This is a genomic window from Amnibacterium soli (assembly GCF_039544415.1).
Taxonomy (GTDB): Bacteria; Actinomycetota; Actinomycetes; order Actinomycetales; family Microbacteriaceae; genus Amnibacterium; species Amnibacterium soli.
The window spans coordinates 93,366-114,188 of record NZ_BAABLP010000006.1; the positions used below are offsets into that span (position 1 = coordinate 93,366).

Consider the following 20,823-nt stretch of genomic DNA (forward strand, 5'->3'; position numbering starts at 1 on the left):
CTCGGAGGGGGGTCTCAGCGCTGGACGGCGAGGACCGAGACGTCGACGGTGTTCGGGAACAGGTTCTGCCAGACGGTGACGCTGGCGCTCGGCTCGAGCACGTTCCCGGTGTTGTCCCGGGCTCGCAGGTCGCTCTTCGAGCTCGTGCCGACGATCGACTCGGCATTCGAGAGCCGCCCGGCGGGCGTCGTCAGACCGCCGAGCTGCTGGGTCGTGACCGAGTCCGTGCCGTCAGCGGCCCTCGCCAGGATCGCGACGTCCGCGTCGTCGACCCAGGTCGCGTCGATGGCGGTGCCGCTCGGCACGCCCAGCGGGTAGACGTCCGTCGTCAGCCCGGTGGGCGCGCCCCTGCCGTCGCGCACGATCCCCGCGACGTACGCCGTCTGGTCCCCGTTGGCCCGCTGGCCGAGCACGAGCATCCGCGTGCCGTCCGGCGACGCCTCGATGGCGGTCACCCGCGTCCCTCCGAGATCCGTCGTCGCCCCGAGGTCCACGATCTGCCGGGTCGGCGAGACCGAGATGGCGATGAGCCCGTTCGGATCCTCGGTCGGGACCGAATAGGTCCAGCCCCGCTGGTCCAGCGTCGGCGCCGACAGACCCGTGCGCGGGTCGAGCACTCGCGCCGACCCGGGCGTCACGACCGCCACCTGCCCCGCGCGCGTCCGCACCGCGGCGAGGCGCTGACGGGCGGACACGGTCACGGCCGTCGGCTTCTGCGACGCGACGCCCTTGCCCAGCACCGAGTCCTCCGAGACGGAGCCCGTGGACTGCGCGGTGCCGAACCGGCCGTCCGCGTAGACGACCGGGGCCTGCACGGCCCCCTGCACCTGCAGCAGGGGTGCGGTCGGCGCCACCTCGCCGTTCACGAGGAGGCGCAGCGAGCCGACGGTCTGCAGCTGCAGGGAGCGCAGCAGCTGCTGCTGCATGCGGTCCGTGACCTGCTTGGACGGCTGCCTCCCGGGCACGGTGACGGCGATCGTGACCGTGCCGTCGCTCGCCGTCCCGGCGCTCTCGAGCTTCGTCCCGTCCGGGAAGGCGGACGCGACGATCCCACCGGTCAGCGGACCCGCGGGCCCGGCGAGCAGCGCGCGGGCGACGGTCCGCGCGCTGTTCGCCCGGATCGCGAACCAGCGCACGTCGGGCACCAGCCGCCGGAACGCCGGGTCGAAGAAGTCCAGCGCCTGCGGCTTGTAGGTCCGCTCGAAGACGGTCTGCGCGAGCACGATGCCGGGCGGCGCGTCCGAGATGCGCCACTGTCCGCTCACCTGCTGCAGGCGGAAGCCCAGCGTCTGCGCCACGGCGGACGGCGTGTAGGCGCCGTTCGACTTCACGGTGGCCACGGTCGGCACGTCGACCTGCACGTCCTGCGCACCCTGCTGCACGACCTTCAGCGGCTTGTCGTGCACGATCACGCCGGCACCCGGGTTCCAGTCGGCCGCGAAGTCCTTCGTCAGGTACTGCCTCGCCACGGAGAAGTCGCTGCCGGCGCCCGCCTGCAGGAAGCCGCTGACGATGTCGGCGGGCTTCGCTCCGTTGGCGGGAGGGTTGGGGAGGAAGACGATCGCCGGTTCGTCCGGCACCTGCGTCGCCCCGTCGCGCACGGGGCCCGAGGTCGGGATCTCGGAGCACCCCGCGAGCAGCAGGAGGGCCGTGCCGGCTGCGAGCAGCGCCCCGCGCCACCTCACGAGCCGACCTCCACGCGCGTCTCCTGGTGACGCGGCTCCACGGCCCGCTCGGGAACGGCATCGACCGGTCGGAGCGGGACCGGCCGGTCGAGCTCGGTCGAGCCGCTGCGCCGGGGCAGCGTCAGCACGAAGTTCGTGCCGTCCGAGCCGCTCGTCCAGACCTCCAGGGCGCCGCCGTGCAGCTGCGCGTCCTCGAGGCTGATCGCGAGGCCGAGCCCGGTGCCGCCGATGCGGCGCTGCCGCGAGGGGTCGGCGCGCCAGAACCGGTCGAAGACGCGCTCGGCGTCCTGCTGCGACATGCCGATGCCGTGATCGCGCACACCGACCGCGACCGCGCGCTCGGAGCTGTCGACCGTGACGTCGACGGGCCGGCCCTCGCCGTGCTCCAGGGCGTTCGCGAGCAGGTTGCGCACGATGCGGGCGATGCGCCGGTTGTCGACGTCGACGAAGGCGTGTCCCCCCGGGGTGTGCACCCGGATCGTCGTGCCCGTCTCCTCCGCGAGGCCGCCGAGCGCATCGACGCCCTCGCGGACGAGGTCGACGAGGTTCGTCGGCTCGCCCGCGACCTCCGCCGCCCGAGCGTCCATCCGGCTGATCTCGAGCAGGTCCGCGAGCAGCGTCTCGAACCGTTCGACCTGCGTCTTCAGCAGCTCCGCCGACCGCGCGGTCGGCGCGTCGTAGCGCTCGCGCGCGTTGAAGAGCACGTCGGACGCGAGGCGGATGGTCGTGAGGGGCGTGCGCAGCTCGTGCGAGACGTCGGACACGAAGCGCTGCTGCACCTTCGACAGGTTGGCGAGCTGGGTGATCTGCCGCTGCAGGCTCTCCGCCATGCGGTTGAAGGATCGCGCGAGCGTGGCGACGACGTCCTCGCCGTGCTCGGGGATCCGCTCCTCCAGGTGTCCGGCGGCGAGCCGCTCGCTGACCGCCGCCGCCTGCCGCAGCGGCGCGACGACGAGGGTGACGACGGCGGTCGTCACCATGGCGATCAGGAGGAGCAGGGCGGCGCCGCCGATGAGCAGGCTGCGCTGCACGACGGTCAACGTGCCCTGCACGTCCGCGACGTCGTAGACGAGGTAGAGCTCGACGGTGCCGTCGCCGAACTGGATCGTGTTCGCGACGACGATGCCCGGCTTCACCTGCCCCTCGGCCACGGGGATGGAGACGGACTGCCAGTGCTGCAGCCCGTCCTTCTCGAGCGCGCGCCGCAGCTGCGTCGAGACCAGGTTCTTCACGTTCTCGGGCAGCTCGACGTCGCCGATCTGGGCGGCGCCGGCCGAGCTGTCGCTCCGCGCCCAGTACAGGCCGTAGGGCCGGGCCGCGGTCTGCACGCTGTCGAGCGCCGCGAATCTCGCGTTCTGCAGCGAGGTCGAGTCGGTCGCGTACCCGACGGCGACGTTCTGCGCAGCGCTCGTGGCGCGCGCGGACTCCGCCAGCACCTGCTCCAGCCGGTTGCCGAACAGCCCCTGCGCGATCGTGTACGACACGACCGTGCCCACCGCGAAGATCGCGACGGTCGCGAGCACCAGCGTGATCGCGACCGTGCGGACGCGCAGGGACCGTCGCAGCAGCCGGGCCGGCGCGAACACGGCCCGCCGCGCCTGCCTGGCCGTCACCGCGGCGCGCAGCGACGCGGGCGTGCGCGCCTGCTCCGCGGTCATGGGTCAGACGGCCGCGCCGGCGCGGTAGCCCACGCCGCGCACCGTGGTGACGATGCGGGGGTTCTCCGGGTCGACCTCGACCTTGGCCCGCAGCCGCTGCACGTGGACGTTCACCAGGCGGGTGTCCGCCTTGTAGTGGTAGCCCCACACCTGCTCGAGCAGCATCTCGCGGGTGAAGACCTGGTGCGGCTTCGAGGCGAGCGTGTGCAGCAGGTCGAACTCGAGCGGGGTGAGCGGGATCGCCGCGCCGGCCCGCAGCACCTCGTGTCCCGCGGCGTCGACGGTGAGGTCGCCGATCCGGAGGCGGTTGCCCAGCACGCTCGCGCTCGGCCGCAGCCGCGTCCGGATGCGGGCGACGAGCTCCTTCGGGTCGAACGGCTTGACGATGTAGTCGTCGGCACCCGACTCGAGGCCGTCGACCACGTCGGAGGTGTCCGACTTCGCGGTCAGCATGATGATCGGCACGCCGCTCTCGGTGCGGATCGCGCGGCACACCTCGATGCCGTCGAGGCCCGGCAGCATCAGGTCGAGCAGCACCAGATCGGGGCCCGTGGCACGGAACCGGCCCAACGCCTCCGCCCCGTCCGCGCAGAACACCGGCTCCCAGCCCTCGCTGGACAGGACGATGCCGATCATCTCCGCCAGGGCGGTGTCGTCGTCCACGACCAGGATCCGACCGCTCATGCCGCCTTCCGCACGCGTTGGAGCCCGTCGGCGACGACGGGCGAACCGGGTGGTGGTCAGCGTAATCGACGACGGCCCTGGGCGGGGCGCGGCCCTGCCGCCCGCGCAGCACCTGCGGATCGCCGCGCCGGCCGCGCGTCGCGCGCCAGGCGCGGCGGGAACCGCCGCCGTCGTGGAACCATGGCGGCATGGCTGATCAGAGCGACGACTGGACCTCCCCCGGAGGCGGTCCGCGTCGCGACGCGGACCCGCCCCGGTACGGCGAGCGGATCCCCGGCTGGACCGAGCCCGCGCAGGCGCCGGTCGCACCGGTCGCGCCCCAGGCGTACGCGCCGCCGCCCAAGCCCGGGCTGATCCCCCTCCACCCGCTGTCCTTCGGGCAGCTGCTCGGCGGCGCGTTCCAGGTGATCCGCTACAACCCGCGGGCGACCGTGGCGCCCGCGCTGATCATCAGCTTCATCCAGAACCTGCTCACCGTCGGGCTCACGTACGGCATCGGGCTCACGACGATCGACCGGGTGCAGCGCGCGACGAACGACGCCGACCGGGCGACGATCGCGCTGGGCGGGGCGTTCACCGGCGGCGCCGCGGCGCTCGGCGTTATCATCGCCTCCGTCGTCGGCACCGCGCTGCTGCAGGGCATACTCACCCGCGTCGTCGCCGACGGCGCGCTCGGGAAGCGGCCGACGGCCGGGGAGGCCCTCCGCGCGGCGGGCCGCCGGTTCTGGCCGCTCGTCGGCTTCTCCCTGCTGCTCGGCGTGCTCCAGCTCGTGCTGATCCTGGTGCTCGCGGCCGCGGTCGCCGGCTTGATCGTCGCCTTCTCCGGTGTCGCGAACTCGATCGGCGTGCTCTACGCCGTGCTGATCGCGCTGCCGATCGGGCTCGCGCTGGCGGTGGTCTACGGGTTCTTCGCGATCAAGCTCGCGCTCGCGCCGTCCGTCATCGTGCTCGAGCGCAGCCGCGTCTTCCCCGCCATCCGCCGCTCGTGGGGGCTGACCCGCCGTGCGTTCTGGCGCACCTTCGGCCTGATCGCGCTCGTCACCGTGATGGTGTCCCTCGCCGGCCAGATCGTGGCGCTGCCGTTCAGCATCCTCGGCAGCGCGCTGGGCGGCCTGCTCTTCCCGAACTCCGGCAACGACCTGCAGGCCAGCATCGTGCCGATCTTCGTGTCGACGATCCCCTCCCTGCTCGTCACGGTGATCGTGGCGGGCATCGGGCAGATCGCGCAGGTCGGCGCCCTCGTGCTCGTCTACCTCGACCGGCGCATGCGCACCGAGGGCCTCGACCTCGAGCTGCGGCGCTCGATCGAGCAGGGCGGCACCGACCCGTACGAGCCCGTCGGATGATCGTGCTGCCGGCCGCCGTGCCGGTCGAGCCCGACGCGGGCACCGCGCGCCGGTGGCTGCTCGACGAGCTCGCGAAGCCGGCCTACGCCGCCGCCGAGCCGACACCGTTCGACCGTGCGGTGCAGGCCTTCCTCACCTGGTTCAGCGGCCTGTTCGACGTGCGCGGCGCGAGCACGCCGCCGGTGCTGCTCGCCATCGCCATCGCACTGGTCGTCGCCGTGCTCGTGGTCGCCCTGCTGCTGTTCGGCCTGCCGCGGATCAACCGCCGCAGCGGCGTCGGCGCGCTGTTCGGCGACGACGACCGGCGGACCGCGGACGAGATGCGCCGCGCGGCGGAGGCGGCGCTCGCGCAGGGCGACTTCTCCCTCGCGGTGCTCGAGCGGTTCCGGGCGCTCGCGCGCGGACTCGACGAGCGGACGCTTGTCGCCGTCTTCCCCGGCACGACCGCCTCCGCCTTCGCCGCCGGCGCCGCACGTGCCTTCCCCGCGGAGCACGGCGAGCTGCGGGCCGCCGCGGAGCTGTTCGACGGTGTCCGGTACGCCGACGAGGCCGCCACCCGAGAGGACGCGCTGTCGGTGTTCGCGCTCGACGACCGGCTCGCGGCCGCCCGGCCGCAGGCGCTGGAGACCGTGTGAGCACCGCCGCCCGGCAGGAGGCCGTCACCCCGACCGCCGGCCGGCTGCTGCGCCGCGGCCGCTTCTGGATCCTGGCCGCCGTCGTCATCGTCGTCCTCGCGCTGGGCAGCGCGATCCTCAACGCCCGGACGGACCTCGGCGGCACCTTCGACCCCGCCAACCCCGGCCCCGAGGGCGCGCGGGCGCTTCGGTCGGTGCTGGAGCAGCAGGGCGTACGCGTCACCGAGACCACCACGGTGGACAGCACCGCCGCGACGCCCGGCACCCTGCTGGTGGACGACGCGGAGGCGACGATCACCGCGGACGGATGGGCGAAGCTGCTCGCCGGTCGCTCGCGCGTGGTCGTCCTCTCCCCCGGCCGCGCGGCGCTCGACGCCGTCCTCCCGATCGCGACCGCGGGCGGCACCCCCGGCGCGACGACGGCGAGCGCCGCGTGCGACGTGCCGCTCGCCCGCCGCGCCGGCACGATGTCGCTCACGGGCGTGAAGCTCAGCCTGCGCGCGACCTCCGCGACGGTCTGCTTCCCGAACGCCTCCGGCGCCGGTCAGCTCGTGTCCGGGTCCCGCGACGGCGCACGCGTCCTGCTGCTCGCGGACCGCACCGCCTTCACGAACGAGCACATCACGAGCGCCGGCAACGCCGCCGTCGCCCTCGGCGCCCTCGGCAGCGGGGCGGACCTCGTCTGGTTCCGGCAGTCGCCGCTCGACACCTCCGCCGCCGGGCGCCGCAGCCTGCAGGACCTCACGCCGCCGTGGGTCACGCCGCTGGTCGCGCTGCTGCTGCTGTCCGGCCTCGCCGCGGCGTTCTGGAAGGGGCGCCGGCTCGGCCCGCTCGTGGTCGAGGCGCTGCCCGTGGTCGTCCGCTCCCGGGAGACCGTGGAGGGGCGTGCACGCCTCTACAACCGCGGCCGCTCCCGCCTGCACGCGGTCGACGGCCTGCGCATCGGCGCCATCCGACGCATGGCGCCGAACCTCGGGCTTTCGCGCTCGGCCTCGGTCGACGAGGTCGTCGAAGCGGCCGTCCGGCTGACCGGGCGCTCGCGGGAGGCCGTCGCCGGCGTGCTGCTGACCGCGGAACCGACCGACGACCGCGCCTTCGTGCGGCTCTCCGACGACCTCGCCCGGCTGGAGGCGGCCGTGCGCGCCGCCGCCGTGCCCGGCGCCGCCTCCCCCACGACTGGAGCCTGATGACCGACGACCTCCGAGACCGACTCGCCGCCGTCCGCGCGGAGGTGGGCAAGGCCGTGGTGGGCCAGGAGGCCGCCGTCAGCGGCCTGATCGTGGCGCTGCTCGCGCGCGGCCACGTGCTGCTGGAGGGCGTGCCCGGCGTCGCCAAGACGCTGCTGGTGCGCTCGCTGTCCGCGTCCCTCGCCCTCGAGACGACCCGCGTGCAGTTCACGCCCGACCTGATGCCCGGCGACGTCACCGGCTCGACCGTGTTCGACGCGGGCACCGGCCGGTTCGACTTCCGGGCGGGCCCGGTGTTCACGAACCTGCTGCTCGCCGACGAGATCAACCGCACGCCGCCGAAGACGCAGAGCGCGCTGCTCGAGGCGATGGAGGAGCGGCAGGTGACGGTCGACGGGGTGTCGCGGCCGCTGCCCGACCCGTTCCTCGTCGCCGCGACGCAGAACCCCGTCGAGTACGAGGGCACGTACACGCTGCCCGAGGCGCAGCTCGACCGGTTCCTGATGAAGATCGTGCTCGACCTGCCGCCGCGCGACCAGGAGGTGGAGGTGCTCGTGCGCCACGCCGCCGGGTTCGACCCCCGCGACCTGCAGGCCGCCGGGCTGCGACCCGTGCTCACGCCCGAGCAGCTGCGGCAGGCGCGCGCGGAGGTGCAGCAGGTGCGGGTCAGCCCCGACGTGCTCGGCTACGCGGTCGACCTGGTCCGCGGCACCCGCTCCGCCCCCTCCGTGCAGCTCGGCGTCTCCCCGCGCGGCGCCACGGCGCTGCTCGCCGCCTCCCGCGCCTGGGCGTGGCTGCGGGGCGCGCCCGCGCTGACGCCCGATCACGTGCAGGACATGGCGCTGCCGGTGCTGCGGCACCGGATCCGCCTGCGCCCGGAGGCGGAGCTCGAGGGCGTCTCGGTCGACGCGGTGCTGCGCAGCATCATCGCGACCGTCCAGGTCCCCCTGTGATCCGGATCCGCTCCTCGGCGGAGGCGTTCCGGTGACGATCACGGGGCGGGTGCCGATTCTGCTGCTCATCGGCGTCGTCCCCGTCGTGCTGCTCGGCGCGTTCGGCACCGGCTGGGCGCTCGGCACGCTGGCCGCGTGGATCGGCGTGGTGGTGCTGCTGATCGTGCTCGACCTGGTCGCCGCTGCGAGCCCGCGGGAGGTCCGCATCGAGCGCGAGCTGCCGAACGCCGTGCGGCTCGGCGAGCCGACGAGCGCGTCGGTGCTGCTCACGAACACCGGTCAGCGGCGGATCCGGGGGGTCGTGCGCGACGCCTGGCAGCCGTCCGCGGGCGCGACGCCGAACCGCTGGCCGCTCGACCTGCCCGGTGGTGAGCGCCGAGCGTTCCGCTCGACGCTCGTGCCGGTGCGCCGCGGCGAGCGCCGGACCGAGCAGGTCACCGTGCGGTCCCTCGGTCCGCTGCGTCTCGCCGCCCGGCAGGTGACGCTGCGGGCGGAGGGCGCGGTCCGCGTGCTGCCGCCGTTCCGCTCGCGCCGGCACCTGCCGAGCCGCCTGGCCCGCCTCCGCGAGCTCGACGGGCGGACGCTGCTGCAGGTGCGCGGCCAGGGCACGGAGTTCGACTCCATCCGCGACTACGTGCGCGGCGACGACGTGCGCTCCATCGACTGGCGCGCGACCGCGCGCAACCCGGCGCTGCCGGGCGCGGGGCAGCACTTGATGGTGCGCACCTGGCGCCCGGAGCGCGACCGGCGCGTCGTGGTGGTGGTCGACTCCGGCCGCACGGCCGCCGCCCGCATCGCCGACGAGCCGCGCCTCGACACCGCGTTCGAGTCGACGCTGCTGCTGACCGCCCTCGCGACGCGCGCCGGCGACCGCGTCGACCTGCTCGTCTGGGACCGCCGCGTGCGGGCCCGCGTGCACGCCGCCGCGCCCGCCGAGGTGCTGCACCGGATGGTCGACGCGATGGCGCCCGTCGAGCCCGAGCTGCTCGAGACCGACTGGGCCGGCGTCCCCGCGCAGGTGCGGGCGCTGACGTCGCAGCGAGCGCTCGTCGTGCTCGTGACCTCGCTCGAGGGCGCCGGTACCGCGCGGGCCCTGCTGACGATGCTGCCGCAGCTCACGAGCCGGCACGTCGTGGTGATCGCCTCCGTGACCGACCCGGCGATCCTGCAGATGACCACGCAGCGCAGCGACCTCGACGAGACCTACCTGGCGGCGGCCGCCGAGCGCACGCTGCTCGACACCGACCGCATCGCCGCAGCGGCGCAGCGGCTCGGTGCGCAGGTCGTGACGGCGCCGCCCGCCGACCTGCCTCCCGCGCTCGCGGACCGCTACCTCGCGCTCAAGGCGGCGGGCCGCCTCTAGCACCAGCAGGCACCTGCACGGAAGCCTTTGACCGCGGGCTCAGGTCGTGCCTACGACCTGCCCAGGCTGATTGGTCACCATGGGACCTCGAACGGCTGGGGGCCCCATGATCACGACTGACGCCATCGATCGCATGATCGGCGCGGACGCGCTGGACACGCAGGACGACCGCATCGGTGAGGTCAGTCAGGTGTACGTGGACGAGCAGACGGAGCGCCCGACCTGGGCGAGCGTCCGGCTCGGCCTGCTGAGCGGGGCCGAGGTGCTGGTGCCCCTTCGCGACGCCGAGTGGGACGACCGCTCGCTGCACGTCACCGTCGACCGCCGCACCGCCCGTGACGCGCCCCGCAAGGAGATGGACGAGCCGCTGACCGTCGGCGAGGAGGAGCGGCTCTACACGCACTACGGCATCCCGACCGTGCGCCACTGCCGTTCCGAGCTCGGCCTGATGGAGGTCGCGCCGGAGGACGTCTGCTACAGCGTCCACGACGACGGCTTCGACGCGGTGAACGACGGAGCGACCGTGGACCGTCTCGTCCCGACGGCCGACAGCATGTACGCCGACCTGCAGGTCAAGCAGGCGTCGTGAGCGCCGTGCGCTCCACAACGACGAGCACCCGTTCGGGCGGAGCCGTGCCGCTGACCGCGCCCGCCACCCTGATCCAGCGCCCGCCGGCAACCCGGTACTGCGCGGAGTAGACGACCGTCACCCGCGCCTGCACATCACCTCGCGTCCAGTAGACGTGGCTCGTGGGGGTACCGGTGAGCTCCTCCTGGCCGAGCGCCGCCCATGAAGCACCCGCAGTCGCCGAGGTCTTCGAAGACCCATCGCCGTAGTCGAAGCGGTAGGCCTGCGGGGTGAACCGCACCTCCGCCGCCCGGTCGAGCAGCTCGCCCGCCACGGTCGCCGGCGATGCCTCCGCCCAGAAGTTGGCGGGCACTCCGACGACCGCCCATCCGTTCGGCTCGGCGTGCAGCGCGGCGGTGGCGGGGAGGAAACGCGCCAGGTCGTCGATCGTGACGACCGGCGCGGCGTCGTCCCCCTCCTCGGGTTCGGCTGCAGGCTGCGCCGGGATCAGCGGGTTGAGCGCCACCGATTCGCGGACGCCGCAGGCCCCGTCCCCGAAGCACACCGCGTCGAGCAGCGCCGCGAGCTCCGCGTCGGTCAGCGGGCGCGCCGGACCGCTGCTGCCAGCACCACTGCCACCCCTTCCAGCGCTCCCGTCCTGGCCGGGGCGGGTCGTGGTGCCGCGAACATCGACGCCCGTGCCGTCCGTCGAACCAGATGTGCAAAGGCCAGCGAGACGCCGGGTGAAGTCGCAAGCGGCAGAATCCGCGGCCGCAAGCGGGACACTTCCGGCCAGCACTAGGAGCAGTACAGCACTCGTCAACAGATAGATTCGCCGGACCATACGCCGTCCTTTGAAAGAACCAGCCGCCCGTTCTCCAGAACGAAGATCGGAACGGACGTCTGTCGATCTGGCCTGGAGACTGGCGTAACGTCCTTGCCCGAACTGGTCTTCACTCGAACGCGACTGAAGTCAACACAGGCGTAGGCGGACAGACCACCACTCGAAGCCTCTCTGGACTGAGCCTCAAAAGCGATCAACTCGGGGTCCCCGACTGTGCGAATATTCCGCTTCGCGACCGAGTCGACGGACGCCCGCTGCCGCTGGAAAGCATCCGCCGTCAGGTATGGCTTCAGCCGTTCGACACCACGACCGCTGTCTTGAGAAATCTTGCTGCTGACGTGGATGTAAGAGACATAGACCTTGCGAGCCGCGGCTAGTAGCGACGCGGAACTATCTACAGATTGCGACGAGGACGAACTTGCCCTGGTCGGCTGCACTGACTCTGATTGAGCCGAACAACTGCTCAATGTGGCGCAAAGCGCAACCCCAAGCACAGCCGCTATTGCAGTCGCCACGCTCCCCCGAATCACACGGTCACCGTAGAACAGGAGGCACTCGCGCGGGGAGGGTTCTCCACAGCCCGCGGTTCGACGTCAGTCGGCGATGATGCGCCGCGCGCCCGCGGCGAAGGGGTCGAGCTCGCCCGTCTCCCCCGCGCGGACCGCTCGGCCGCCGATGACGATCATGTAGAAGAGGAACGCCGCGAGCGCGAGGGCGCCGAGGCCGATCTTCACCGGCCAGGGCAGGTTCGACGGGGTGACGAACCCCTCGAGGATGCCGGAGACGAACAAGGAGATCGTCAGCCCGACGGCGATGATGAACATGGCGCGACCGTCCTCGGCGAGCGCCTGCCCCCGGGTGCGCGCGCCGGGCGAGATCCACGCCCAGAAGACGCGCATCCCGGCTGCTCCGGCGACGAAGACGCTCGTGAGCTCGAGCAGCCCGTGCGGCGCGATGTAGAGGAAGAACGTGTCGGCGCGTCCGTAGCCGATGAGGATGCCGCCGGTGAGGCCGACGTTCATCGCGTTCTGCAGCAGCACGTACGGCACGTAGAAGCCGAGGATGCCGAAGGCGATGCACTGCGCGGCGATGAAGGCGTTGTTGGTCCACACCTGGCTGGTGAACGACGCCGCGGGGTTCTCGCTGTAGTAACCGGTGAAGTCCCTGTCGACCAGCTGCTTCAGGTCGTTGCTGTTGCCGAGCGCCGCCTGCACCGCCGGGTCGTTCGCGGACCACGCCCCGTAGGCGGTCGCGACGACGGCGCTGCCGAGGGCGATCCAGAACGTCCACCACCGCACGCGGTACAGCGCGGCGGGCAGCTGCAGCAGGAAGAAGCCGGGCAGCTGGCTGACCACGTTGCGGCCGGTGCCGGTGAACCGCATCCGCGCGCGGGACAGCGACACGGAGAGGCGGTCGCCGAGCGGCACGGCTCCCGCGGTCGTCGTGATCGTCGACAGGTCCGCCGCGCCGTCCTGGTAGCGCAGGATCAGCTCGTCGCTGCCGCGGCCGTCCAGTCGGCGGTCTGCCGCGAGGGCGTCGAGCCGCTGCCACTCCTCCTCGCGAGCGGAGCGCAGGGCGTCGAGGTCCACGGCGCGAGCCTACGGGCTGGGCTGCGGACGACCGGGCAGCCGTGCGGCCCGCGAAGACGGGAGGCGGACCGCCGCGCCTGCCGGACCCGCGCGGGTAGGTTCGGGGCGTGGCTGATGCGGCACTCGACGACCTCGGCATCGTCACCGGCGAAGCGGTCGCCCTCGACGTGCGGCCGACGAGCTGGCCGCTGCGCGCGCTCGGTGCCCTGATCGACTGGCTGTGCGAGCTCGGGCTGTTCCTCGCCCTGATGTTCGGCGTGCTCGCCTTCGGGATCGTGTCCGGCGACGGCGCGATGTCGCGGGCGCTGCTGATCATCGACCTGGTGCTGTCCTTCGTCATCGTGCCCACCGTGCTCGAGACCGCGACCCGCGGCAGGTCGGTCGGCCGGTTCGCCATCGGGTCCCGCATCGTGCGCGACGACGGCGGCGCCATCGCCATGCGGCACGCGTTCATCCGGGCGCTGAGCGGCGTCGTCGAGATCGTCTTCACGCTCGGCGGCCTCGCGGCCGTCGTGGGTCTGCTGAACCGCCGCTCGAAGCGGGTCGGCGATCTGCTGGCGGGCACGGTCAGCCAGCACGAGCGCGTGCCGAGGCCGCCGTCGAACGCGATCGCCGTGCCGGAGTCGCTGACCGACTGGGCGGCGATCGCCGACGTCGGCCGGCTGCCCGACCCGCTGGCCCGACGCATCGCGGCGTTCCTCGCGCAGGCGCCGCGCATGGTGCCCGCCAGCCGGCAGCGGCTCGCGACCGCCCTCGCCGCGGAGGCGGCCCCCTACGTCGCCCCGCTCGTCGAGGCGCCGCCCGAGGAGCTGCTCGCCGCCGTCGCCGCCATCCGCCGCGACCGCGAGCTCACCGCGCTGATGCTCGAGCGGGAGCGGTTCCAGGACCTCGCCGCGACGCTGAACGCCACGCCGCACGGGTTCCCCGACCGCTAGGGCAGCGGCAGCTCCGCCTGCTGCTCGCCGCCGGCCGCGAGCCAGGTGACGTGCACGGACACCTTCCGGCCCTCGACCCGCAGGACCGAGAACGCGAGCGACTCCCCCGGCTGCACCGGCTTCGCGCGCGTCTCGACCGGCCGGACGAGGTGCCGGTCCTCGCCCGCGCCCTCGACGGCGGCCTGCTCGGCGGTCGCGCCGCCGACGTTGACCGCCTCGTACCGCTGGCGCCCGACCGCACGGACCTCGAACCGGGCCGTCTCCGGCTCCTTCCGCCTCGACTTCTCCGGCGCCGCATAGGTGCCGCGGGACCGCGACGGCAGCGGGATCGCGCCGGTCCGCAGCGCCTCCGCCCAGTCCATCGGCGGCGCCTCCTGCGTGCCGGCCGTCACCTGCCCGGTCGCCGACCGGACGGAGGCGGGCGGTTCGGGCGCCTCGACGGGAGGCTCGGGCTGCGACGGCTTCGGAGTCGCGGGCTCGTCCGCCGGAGCGGGCTCGGCGGCGGCCTCCGCAGCGGGCTGCAACCCGGGCTCGGGCTCCGGCTCCGGCTCCGGCTCCGGCTGAGCAACCGGCTCGGGCTCCGGCTCCAATTGAGCATCTGGCTCGGGCTCCGCCTCGGACTCGGGCTCCGCCTCGTGCTCGGTGGCGGGCTCCGCCTCCTGCTCGCGCCCGTGATCCCGCCCGGGTTCGGCGTCCTGCTCCGGCGGCTCCCGCACAGTCTCGGACTCCGGCAGCACCGGAGGAATCGGCTCGACGTCGGGCTCAGGCACGGCCGGCGGCTGCTCCTGTGCGGCAGCGGCGGAAGCGGGCGACAGCGACGAGAACGGCACGGGAGGGGCGTCGACCGTCGGCACAGACGGAACCGGCATCCGCGACGGCAGCATGAGCGGCCCGGTGGGCAGATCGGCGACGTCGCCGATGGAGCGCACCTGCAGGGCGTTCAGGCGGTCGAGCACGTTCTGCGCGGCCCGCGCCGCCTGCTCCGCCTGCGTCCTGGCCTGGAGCGCCGCCTCCTCGGCGGCCGACGCCCGCTGACGGATCAGCGTCGCGCGCCGGAGCGCGGCGGTGCCCTGCACGTACCCGATCACACCGCCGACCAGGCCGAGCACGCCGAGCACCACGGCGACGATCGACGCGATGAGCGCCGCCGACGCCGTCTGATCCACGGAGCAACGCTACCGAGCGGACGCGGGCGCTCGCAGTCCCCGCGGTCGGACGGGATGCTCCGGACCTGGACGCCAGCGGCGCCAGGTCCGGAGCGAGCCAGCGCTCAGTACCGGTAGGTGTCCGGCTTGAAGGGACCGTCCCGGTCGACGCCGAGGTAGGCGGCCTGCTTCTTCGACAGCCGGGTCAGCTTGGCGCCGAGGGCGTCGAGGTGCAGGCGGGCGACCTCCTCGTCGAGCGCGCGCGGCAGGGTCGCGACGGCGACGGGGTACGCCTCCGGGGTGGACCACAGCTCGATCTGCGCGAGCACCTGGTTGGTGAAGCTCATCGACATGACGAACGAGGGGTGCCCGGTCGCGTTGCCGAGGTTCATCAGGCGCCCCTCGGACAGCACGATGATGCTGCGGCCGGTGGGCAGCTCCCACTCGTCGACCTGCGGCTTGATGCGCACGCGGTTCGCGTCCTCGAGCGCCTCCAGGCCGGCGATGTCGATCTCGGTGTCGAAGTGCCCGACGTTCGCCACGATCGCGAGGTGCTTCAGCGACAGCAGGTCCTCGACCGTCACGACCTTGTCGTTGCCCGTCGCGGTGACGACGATGTCGACCTGGTCGGCGACGTCCTTGAGCGGCGCCACCTGGAACCCCTCCATCGCCGCCTGCAGCGCGAGGATGGGGTCGATCTCGCCGACGATGACGCGCGCGCCCTGGCCCTTCAAGGCCGCGGTCGCGCCCTTGCCCACGTCGCCGTAGCCGACGACGTAGGCCGTCTTGCCGCCGATCAGCACGTCGGTCCCGCGGTTCAGGCCGTCGACCAGCGAGTGGCGGATGCCGTAGATGTTGTCGAACTTGCTCTTGGTGACGGAGTCGTTCACCGAGATGGCCGGGAAGAGCAGGTCGCCCTCGCGGTCCCACTCGAGCAGGCGGTGCACGCCGGTGGTCGTCTCCTCCGAGACGCCTCGGATGTCGGAGGCGATGCGCTGCCAGCGCTCGGGGTCGCGGTCCAGCGACCGGCGCAGCACGTCGAGCAGCGCGCGCAGCTCGACCCCGGCGCCGTCCTTCGTCTCCGGCACCCTGCCGGCGCGCTCGTACTGCACGCCGCGGTGCACGAGGAGGGAGGCGTCACCGCCGTCGTCGAGGATCATCGTCGGGCCGATGTAGTCGCCGCCCTCGGCGACGGCCTCGTCGGACCAGTCGAAGATGCGGTCCGTGCAGTCCCAGTACTCCTCGACCGTCTCGCCCTTCCAGGCGAACACGGGCACGCCGCGCGGGTCCTGCACGGTGCCCTGCGGGCCGACGACGACCGCGGCGGCCGCCTCGTCCTGTGTGGAGAAGATGTTGCAGCTCGCCCAGCGGATCTGCGCACCCAGTGCGACCAGGGTCTCGATCAGCACCGCGGTCTGCACGGTCATGTGCAGCGACCCGGCGATGCGGGCTCCCGTGAGGGGCTTCGTCTCGGCGTACCGCTCGCGCAGGGCCATCAGGCCCGGCATCTCCTGCTCGGCGAGGCGGATCTGATGCCGACCCGCCTCCGCGAGGTCGAGATCGGCGACCTTGTACTCGAGGGTCGGACTGGGGGGCTCCGAATCGCGGGACGTGTCCAGAAGACTCATCCGAGCATCATCCCAGAGTCGGCGGGCCGCATGCGCGTCCGCTGCTCGGAGGCTCTGCGGATCCGCGAGCCTCAGGCGTGCAGCTGCTCGTCGGGCGCGCTGATGCGCAGCACCGACCAGCCCTGCGGGGCCGACAGCCGGTCGGCGTGGTGCTCGCACAGGTCGTAGCTGTGCGGCTCGGGCGAGCCGGACAGCGGACCGAGCACCGCCATCGAGTCGGCGTAGACGTAGGTGAGCGTCGCGATCGCCGGCTCGCGACAGGTCTGACGCGAGCAGGGGCGGATCGTCGGCACGGCCGCATGGTAGGCACACCCCTCGCCCGCGTTCTCGTCATGCCGCGGCGCGGCGCGTACCATCGCTCGGCATGGCCCGCTCCCGTCGCGTGTCCCACGCGCCGTCTCCACGAGGCGGGTTCCGGAACCGGCACGGCCGGGGCCTGCGCTCCTCGGTGACCGGGCCGCACCTGCCGGTGCTCCGCACGCGGGCCGAGACGTTCGAGGGCACGGTCGCCGAAACCGCCGACTACCTGCGCGGACTGTGGCCGGAGGACCTGGCGGACGTCTCGTTCGAGATCGCGGGCATCCCCCGTGTGGTCGGTCCGACCGGGCTCGACCGCTGGTGGGTCGACCAGCACGCCCGCCGCGTCGTGCTCTACCGCCTCCCGATCGAGCGCCTGTCGCACCTGCACGTCGACGACGACGCGCACCAGCGGATGTACGTGGAGAGCTGCGTGTTCCGAGCGGTCGCCGAGCTGCTCGGGCGCGACCCGTGGGACCTCGCACCGGACCGGTTCCGCCACTTCTGACGCCGCCCGGAAGCTGACGGTCGGCTGGGAATCGGCGATCGGAGGCCCTCCGAGCCGGATCCTGCTGCGGACTCCCGTCATCCCGCCGGGCCACCCACCCGGCGTCTGCGCCTCCCGATCGGAGCAGCCCGTGCCGACCTCCCGCCTCCGCGCCGCGTTCCTCGTCGTCGCGACCGCCGCCCTGGCCCTGGTGGTCGCGCCCGCGGCGCCGGCCCTCGCCGCGCCGTCCTCGACGGGGTGGGTGCGCGTCGCTCACCTCTCCCCCGACACCAAGTCCGTCGACGTGCGCCTCGTCGCGCTGTCGGGCGGCAGCAAGGTGCTGCGCATCGACGACGTCGCCTACGGCGCCGTCTCGAAGTACTGGTCCCTGCCGACCGGCAGCTACGCCGTCGCGATGCGTCCCGCGGGCGCCTCGCCGGACAGCACCCCCGTGGTGCAGACGTCCGTCGACGTGAAGGCCGGAGGCGCGTCCACGGTCGCGGTGTTCGGCCGGAACGCGGACCTGCGCACCCGCATCGTCCGCGACGCCCTGACCCTGCCGAAGTCCGGCGCCGCTCGCGTGCGCGTCGTCCAGGCCTCGACCGCGTCGACCCCGGTCTCGGTGACGACCGGCGGCTCGGCGATCGTCTCCGACGCCGCGACCACGACGGTGTCGCCGTACAAGGAGGTGCGCGCCGGCCGCTGGACCCTCGACGCCTCGCGCGGCTCGGACCGCACCACCAGCACGATCGACCTGAAGGCGGGGCAGATCGCGAGCGTCTTCGTGCTCGACGACGCCCAGGGCGGCATCGTGCTGCGCCGCGTCCTCGACTCCGCGAGCGTCGGCGGCGTGCCCTCCGGCTTCCTGGCGACCGGCGGCGGCTACCTGGCGCACGAGACGCAGCAGCAGGACGACCTGCTGCTGACGGCGGGCGCCGGTGGCGTGCTCGTCGCCGCGGCGGCCGGCACCGCCCTCGCGCTGCGGCGACGGACCCGTGCGCGCGCCTGAGCGCCGCGCGCTGCTCGCCGGCGCCGTCCTCGCCCTGACGGCGGCGCTCGCGGGCTGCGCGGCACCGTCACCCGCGGCTGCTCCCGCCGCGCGGCCCACGGCGTCCGCCTCCGCCCGACCCGACACGGCGAAGGCGGCCGCGTTCCAGGACCCCGCCGCCGACCCGCAGCAGGCTCGGAGCACGGCGCACCCGGTGCGGATCGTGATCCCGTCGATAAAGGTGGACGCGGGCCTCGTGGACCTGGCCCGGGGCGCCGACGGCGTGCTGGCGGCGCCGCCGTCGAACGAGCTCGACAAGGCCGGCTGGTACGCCAAGGGCACAGTGCCCGGGGACACGGGCCCCGCCGTGATCGCCGGTCACGTCGACTGGGTGGACCGCGTCGCCGTGTTCCACCGCCTCGACGAGCTGCGGGCCGGCGACGCCGTGCTGGTGCGGATGAGCGACGGCTCCACGGTCCGCTTCGCCGTCGACGGCGTCCGCACCGTCTCGAAGTTCCATTTCCCGACCGCATCGGTCTACGGGCCCACGCCCGATGCGCAGCTGCGAGTGATCACCTGCGGCGGCCCGTGGGACGACGCGCGCGACATCTACAGCGAGAACGTGATCGTCTCCGCCTCCGAAGTGGGGTGACCGCGCCCCCGCAGCGGGGGTCGGGGGCGTCCGCTGACGGGGATCCAGGACGTGGCAGGATGCCCAGCGTCATGGGAGAAGCACTGGTGGTCGTGCCCACGTACGACGAGCGGGAGAACCTGCCGATCGTGGTGGCGCGGACGCTCGCGGCGACGGATGACGGCGTGCACCTGCTCGTCGTCGACGACGCCTCGCCCGACGGCACCGGCGAGCTCGCGGACGCGTTGGCGGCGGAACATCCGCGGGTTCACGTGCTGCACCGGACGGGCAAGGAGGGGCTCGGTCCCGCCTACCTCGCCGGGTTCGGCTGGGGCCTCGAGCGCGGGTACGACGCGATCGTCGAGATGGACGCGGACGGCTCCCACCACCCCGAGGACCTGCCGCGCCTGCTCGCGCAGCTCGCGCACCATGACCTCGCACTCGGTTCCCGCTGGGTCCCGGGCGGCCGCGTCGAGAACTGGCCCCGCCGGCGCCTCCTCCTCAGCCGCGGCGGCAACTGGTACACGCGCATCGCCCTCGGCATCGACATCGCGGACGCGACCGGCGGCTTCCGCGCCTTCCGCGCGGACGCGCTGCGGCGGATCCACCTCGACGACGTCGCGTCGCACGGCTACTGCTTCCAGGTCGACCTCGTCTGGCGCGCCCTGCAGGCCGGGCTGCGCGTCATCGAGGTGCCGATCGTCTTCACCGAGCGCGTGCACGGCGTCTCGAAGATGGACGGAGCGATCGTGTCGGAGTCCCTGCGCCTCGTCGCTTGGTGGGGTCTGCGCCGCCGCGTGCAGGCGGCCTTCGAGCTGCTGGTGCACCACCGCCGGCTCCGCTCGGTGCGGGCGAACAGCTCGCGTGCCGACGCGGTCTGACCGCTCCGGATCAGGCTGCGCGGGAGGAGCGGATGTAGCGCTCGACCGCTCGGCTCGCCCCGCGCTTCGCCGAGCGCGCCACCTTGTGCAGCGGCTTCTCGACGAAGCGGAAGAACGCCCAGCCGGTGAGCAGCGCGAGCGGCAGCCCGACCGCGGCGACGATCGGCCAGTTCCAGTCGCCGAGCGCGAAGGCGAGCGTCGCGATCACCGGCAGGTGCACCAGGTAGAGGCTGAAGGAGATCCGGCCGAGGAACTGCGGCACCCGGTGCTCGAGGAACCGGCGCAGCCCGGTCGCGGCGCCCGCGCAGACGACGATCCCGGCCGCCCCGAGCGCCTCCAGGCCGATCAGCGCGTGGCTGCCGTCCGTGCCCATGCGCACGACGGGAGCGAGCAGGAACTCGCCGATCAGCACCAGCAGGCTCACGACGAGGACCACGACCAGCACGCGCTTGGCCCCGCGGGACTCGCTCCACCGCTCGATGGCCTGCAGCCGCACCGCGATCAGGGTGCCGAGGAAGAAGACGGGCAGGTACTCGAGCGGCTGGATGTGCCCGACCGTGCCCGCGACGCCGAGGCCGACCGCGAGCAGGCCGGTCGGCAGCCACCAGCGCCGCAGCACGACGGCGACGACGAGGAAGCCCGGCAGCAGGAGCGAGAAGAGGAACTCCCACTTCAGCGTCCAGAGCACGTTGTCGTACGGGACCACCTGCCCCATCAGGGAGAGCTGCACGACGAGCCGCGGCCAGCTCCAGTCGCTCTGCACCTGTCTCGCCAGCCAGCTGCCGCCCGTGACCTGTGCGGGCAGGCGCGGCACGATCACGAGCAGGATCGTCGCGAACGCGATCGCGGCCCAGGCGGGCAGCAGCAGACGGACGACGCGGCTGGCCACGAGTCCGGGCCAGGAGAAGTCGATGCGCCGCAGCGCCGGCAGCACGACGACCGCGCCGGACAGCACGAAGAACACGAGCACGGCCTCGTGGCCCGCGGTGAGCAGCTTCAGCGGCGTGCGCTCGAGCCACCACCAGACGCTCCAGAGCGCGGGCTCCCCCGACGGCTGGGCCACGGGCTGCGCGACGAGCAGCAGGTGGTGCAGCACGACGATGAAGGCGGCCACGCCGCGCAGCCCGTCGAGGGCGTGGAGCCGCTCGCGGTTCCGGCGCCGGGGCACGACCGGTGTCGCGGCGACCGCTTCGGGATCGCGTTCCGGACCCTGGGTCGACTCCTGCCGCAGCTCGACCGTCATCCGCGGCCGGTCGCCGCGGAGCAGGGGTGCGACGGCATGGGCGAACGGTACCCGACGGGCCCGGCGCGGCGGCCGT

General features: G+C 73.5%; 20 protein-coding genes. 11 read left to right on the plus strand and 9 right to left on the minus strand.

The window, feature by feature from the left end; translation table 11 throughout:
* Positions 1-14: 14 nt before the first annotated feature.
* From ABEA53_RS13670 to mtrA, 3 genes are read right to left on the minus strand one after another with little or no spacing between them, the layout of a single operon-like run.
* Positions 15-1,685 (minus strand): LpqB family beta-propeller domain-containing protein, encoded by a 1,671-nt coding sequence (locus ABEA53_RS13670; RefSeq protein WP_345481809.1) that lies wholly within the window; start codon positions 1,683-1,685, stop codon positions 15-17.
* Positions 1,682-3,343, minus strand: coding sequence for an MtrAB system histidine kinase MtrB (gene mtrB, locus ABEA53_RS13675; protein WP_345481810.1), 1,662 nt, complete (start codon positions 3,341-3,343; stop codon positions 1,682-1,684). The genes ABEA53_RS13670 and mtrB overlap by 4 nt, the downstream gene beginning before the upstream one ends.
* A gap of 3 nt (positions 3,344-3,346) precedes the next feature.
* Entirely contained in the window at positions 3,347-4,027 is a 681-nt protein-coding gene (mtrA, locus tag ABEA53_RS13680; protein ID WP_345481811.1) for an MtrAB system response regulator MtrA, read from the minus strand.
* 188 nt (positions 4,028-4,215) lie between these two features.
* Between mtrA and ABEA53_RS13685 the strand changes: the two genes are divergently transcribed.
* The 6 genes from ABEA53_RS13685 (at position 4,216) to ABEA53_RS13710 (ending at position 10,100) form a co-directional block, all read left to right on the plus strand.
* Positions 4,216-5,373, plus strand: coding sequence for a DUF7847 domain-containing protein (locus ABEA53_RS13685; RefSeq protein WP_345481812.1), 1,158 nt, complete (start codon positions 4,216-4,218; stop codon positions 5,371-5,373).
* Positions 5,370-6,008 carry a DUF4129 domain-containing protein gene (locus tag ABEA53_RS13690; RefSeq protein WP_345481813.1) on the plus strand — a complete coding sequence of 213 codons (639 nt, stop codon included), beginning with the start codon at positions 5,370-5,372 and terminating at the stop codon, positions 6,006-6,008. Before ABEA53_RS13685 ends, ABEA53_RS13690 begins: the two co-directional genes overlap by 4 nt.
* Entirely contained in the window at positions 6,005-7,195 is a 1,191-nt protein-coding gene (locus ABEA53_RS13695; RefSeq protein ID WP_345481815.1) for a DUF4350 domain-containing protein, read from the plus strand. The genes ABEA53_RS13690 and ABEA53_RS13695 overlap by 4 nt, the downstream gene beginning before the upstream one ends.
* Positions 7,195-8,148, plus strand: a complete 954-nt coding sequence (locus ABEA53_RS13700; protein WP_345481816.1) for an AAA family ATPase — start codon at positions 7,195-7,197, stop codon at positions 8,146-8,148. Before ABEA53_RS13695 ends, ABEA53_RS13700 begins: the two co-directional genes overlap by 1 nt.
* A 31-nt stretch (positions 8,149-8,179) precedes the next feature.
* The gene (locus ABEA53_RS13705; protein ID WP_345481817.1) at positions 8,180-9,511 is read left to right on the plus strand and encodes a DUF58 domain-containing protein; all 1,332 of its coding nucleotides are present in this window, start codon (positions 8,180-8,182) and stop codon (positions 9,509-9,511) included.
* Between the two features lie 106 nt (positions 9,512-9,617).
* Entirely contained in the window at positions 9,618-10,100 is a 483-nt protein-coding gene (locus tag ABEA53_RS13710) for a PRC-barrel domain-containing protein (protein WP_345481818.1), read from the plus strand.
* On the opposite strand, the gene ABEA53_RS13715 is transcribed toward ABEA53_RS13710, so the two are convergent.
* Both ABEA53_RS13715 and ABEA53_RS13720 read right to left on the minus strand, forming a co-directional pair.
* Positions 10,084-10,923 (minus strand): hypothetical protein, encoded by an 840-nt coding sequence (locus ABEA53_RS13715; protein ID WP_345481820.1) that lies wholly within the window; start codon positions 10,921-10,923, stop codon positions 10,084-10,086. The genes ABEA53_RS13710 and ABEA53_RS13715 overlap by 17 nt on opposite strands.
* Positions 10,924-11,516: 593 nt before the next feature.
* Positions 11,517-12,512, minus strand: a complete 996-nt coding sequence (locus ABEA53_RS13720; RefSeq protein WP_345481822.1) for a stage II sporulation protein M — start codon at positions 12,510-12,512, stop codon at positions 11,517-11,519.
* A gap of 107 nt (positions 12,513-12,619) precedes the next feature.
* On the opposite strand from ABEA53_RS13720, the gene ABEA53_RS13725 reads away from it, so the two are divergent.
* On the plus strand, positions 12,620-13,447 hold the full coding sequence (locus tag ABEA53_RS13725; RefSeq protein WP_345481823.1) for an RDD family protein: 828 nt from the start codon (positions 12,620-12,622) through the stop codon (positions 13,445-13,447).
* Here ABEA53_RS13725 and ABEA53_RS13730 read toward each other — a convergent pair.
* The 3 genes from ABEA53_RS13730 to ABEA53_RS13740 form a co-directional block, all read right to left on the minus strand.
* On the minus strand, positions 13,444-14,613 hold the full coding sequence (locus ABEA53_RS13730) for a hypothetical protein (RefSeq protein ID WP_345481825.1): 1,170 nt from the start codon (positions 14,611-14,613) through the stop codon (positions 13,444-13,446). The two genes, ABEA53_RS13725 and ABEA53_RS13730, sit on opposite strands and share 4 nt — an antisense overlap.
* Positions 14,614-14,717: 104 nt before the next feature.
* Positions 14,718-16,220: an adenosylhomocysteinase gene (gene ahcY / locus ABEA53_RS13735; RefSeq protein WP_345481826.1), complete on the minus strand. Its 1,503-nt coding sequence runs from the start codon at positions 16,218-16,220 to the stop codon at positions 14,718-14,720.
* Positions 16,221-16,291: 71 nt separating this feature from the next.
* Entirely contained in the window at positions 16,292-16,513 is a 222-nt protein-coding gene (locus tag ABEA53_RS13740) for a DUF3499 family protein (RefSeq protein WP_345481827.1), read from the minus strand.
* A gap of 71 nt (positions 16,514-16,584) precedes the next feature.
* Between ABEA53_RS13740 and ABEA53_RS13745 the strand changes: the two genes are divergently transcribed.
* From ABEA53_RS13745 to ABEA53_RS13760, 4 genes are all read left to right on the plus strand, one after another.
* Complete coding sequence (locus tag ABEA53_RS13745) at positions 16,585-17,025, plus strand: metallopeptidase family protein (RefSeq protein WP_345481828.1); 441 nt, start codon at positions 16,585-16,587, stop codon at positions 17,023-17,025.
* Positions 17,026-17,155: 130 nt separating this feature from the next.
* Positions 17,156-18,013: a DUF4397 domain-containing protein gene (locus tag ABEA53_RS13750; RefSeq protein ID WP_345481829.1), complete on the plus strand. Its 858-nt coding sequence runs from the start codon at positions 17,156-17,158 to the stop codon at positions 18,011-18,013.
* Complete coding sequence (locus ABEA53_RS13755; RefSeq protein ID WP_345481830.1) at positions 18,000-18,644, plus strand: class F sortase; 645 nt, start codon at positions 18,000-18,002, stop codon at positions 18,642-18,644. The genes ABEA53_RS13750 and ABEA53_RS13755 overlap by 14 nt, the downstream gene beginning before the upstream one ends.
* Before the next feature lie 71 nt (positions 18,645-18,715).
* Entirely contained in the window at positions 18,716-19,504 is a 789-nt protein-coding gene (locus tag ABEA53_RS13760; protein WP_345481831.1) for a polyprenol monophosphomannose synthase, read from the plus strand.
* A gap of 10 nt (positions 19,505-19,514) precedes the next feature.
* On the opposite strand, the gene ABEA53_RS13765 is transcribed toward ABEA53_RS13760, so the two are convergent.
* Entirely contained in the window at positions 19,515-20,747 is a 1,233-nt protein-coding gene (locus ABEA53_RS13765; RefSeq protein WP_345481832.1) for an acyltransferase family protein, read from the minus strand.
* Positions 20,748-20,823: the final 76 nt, after the last annotated feature.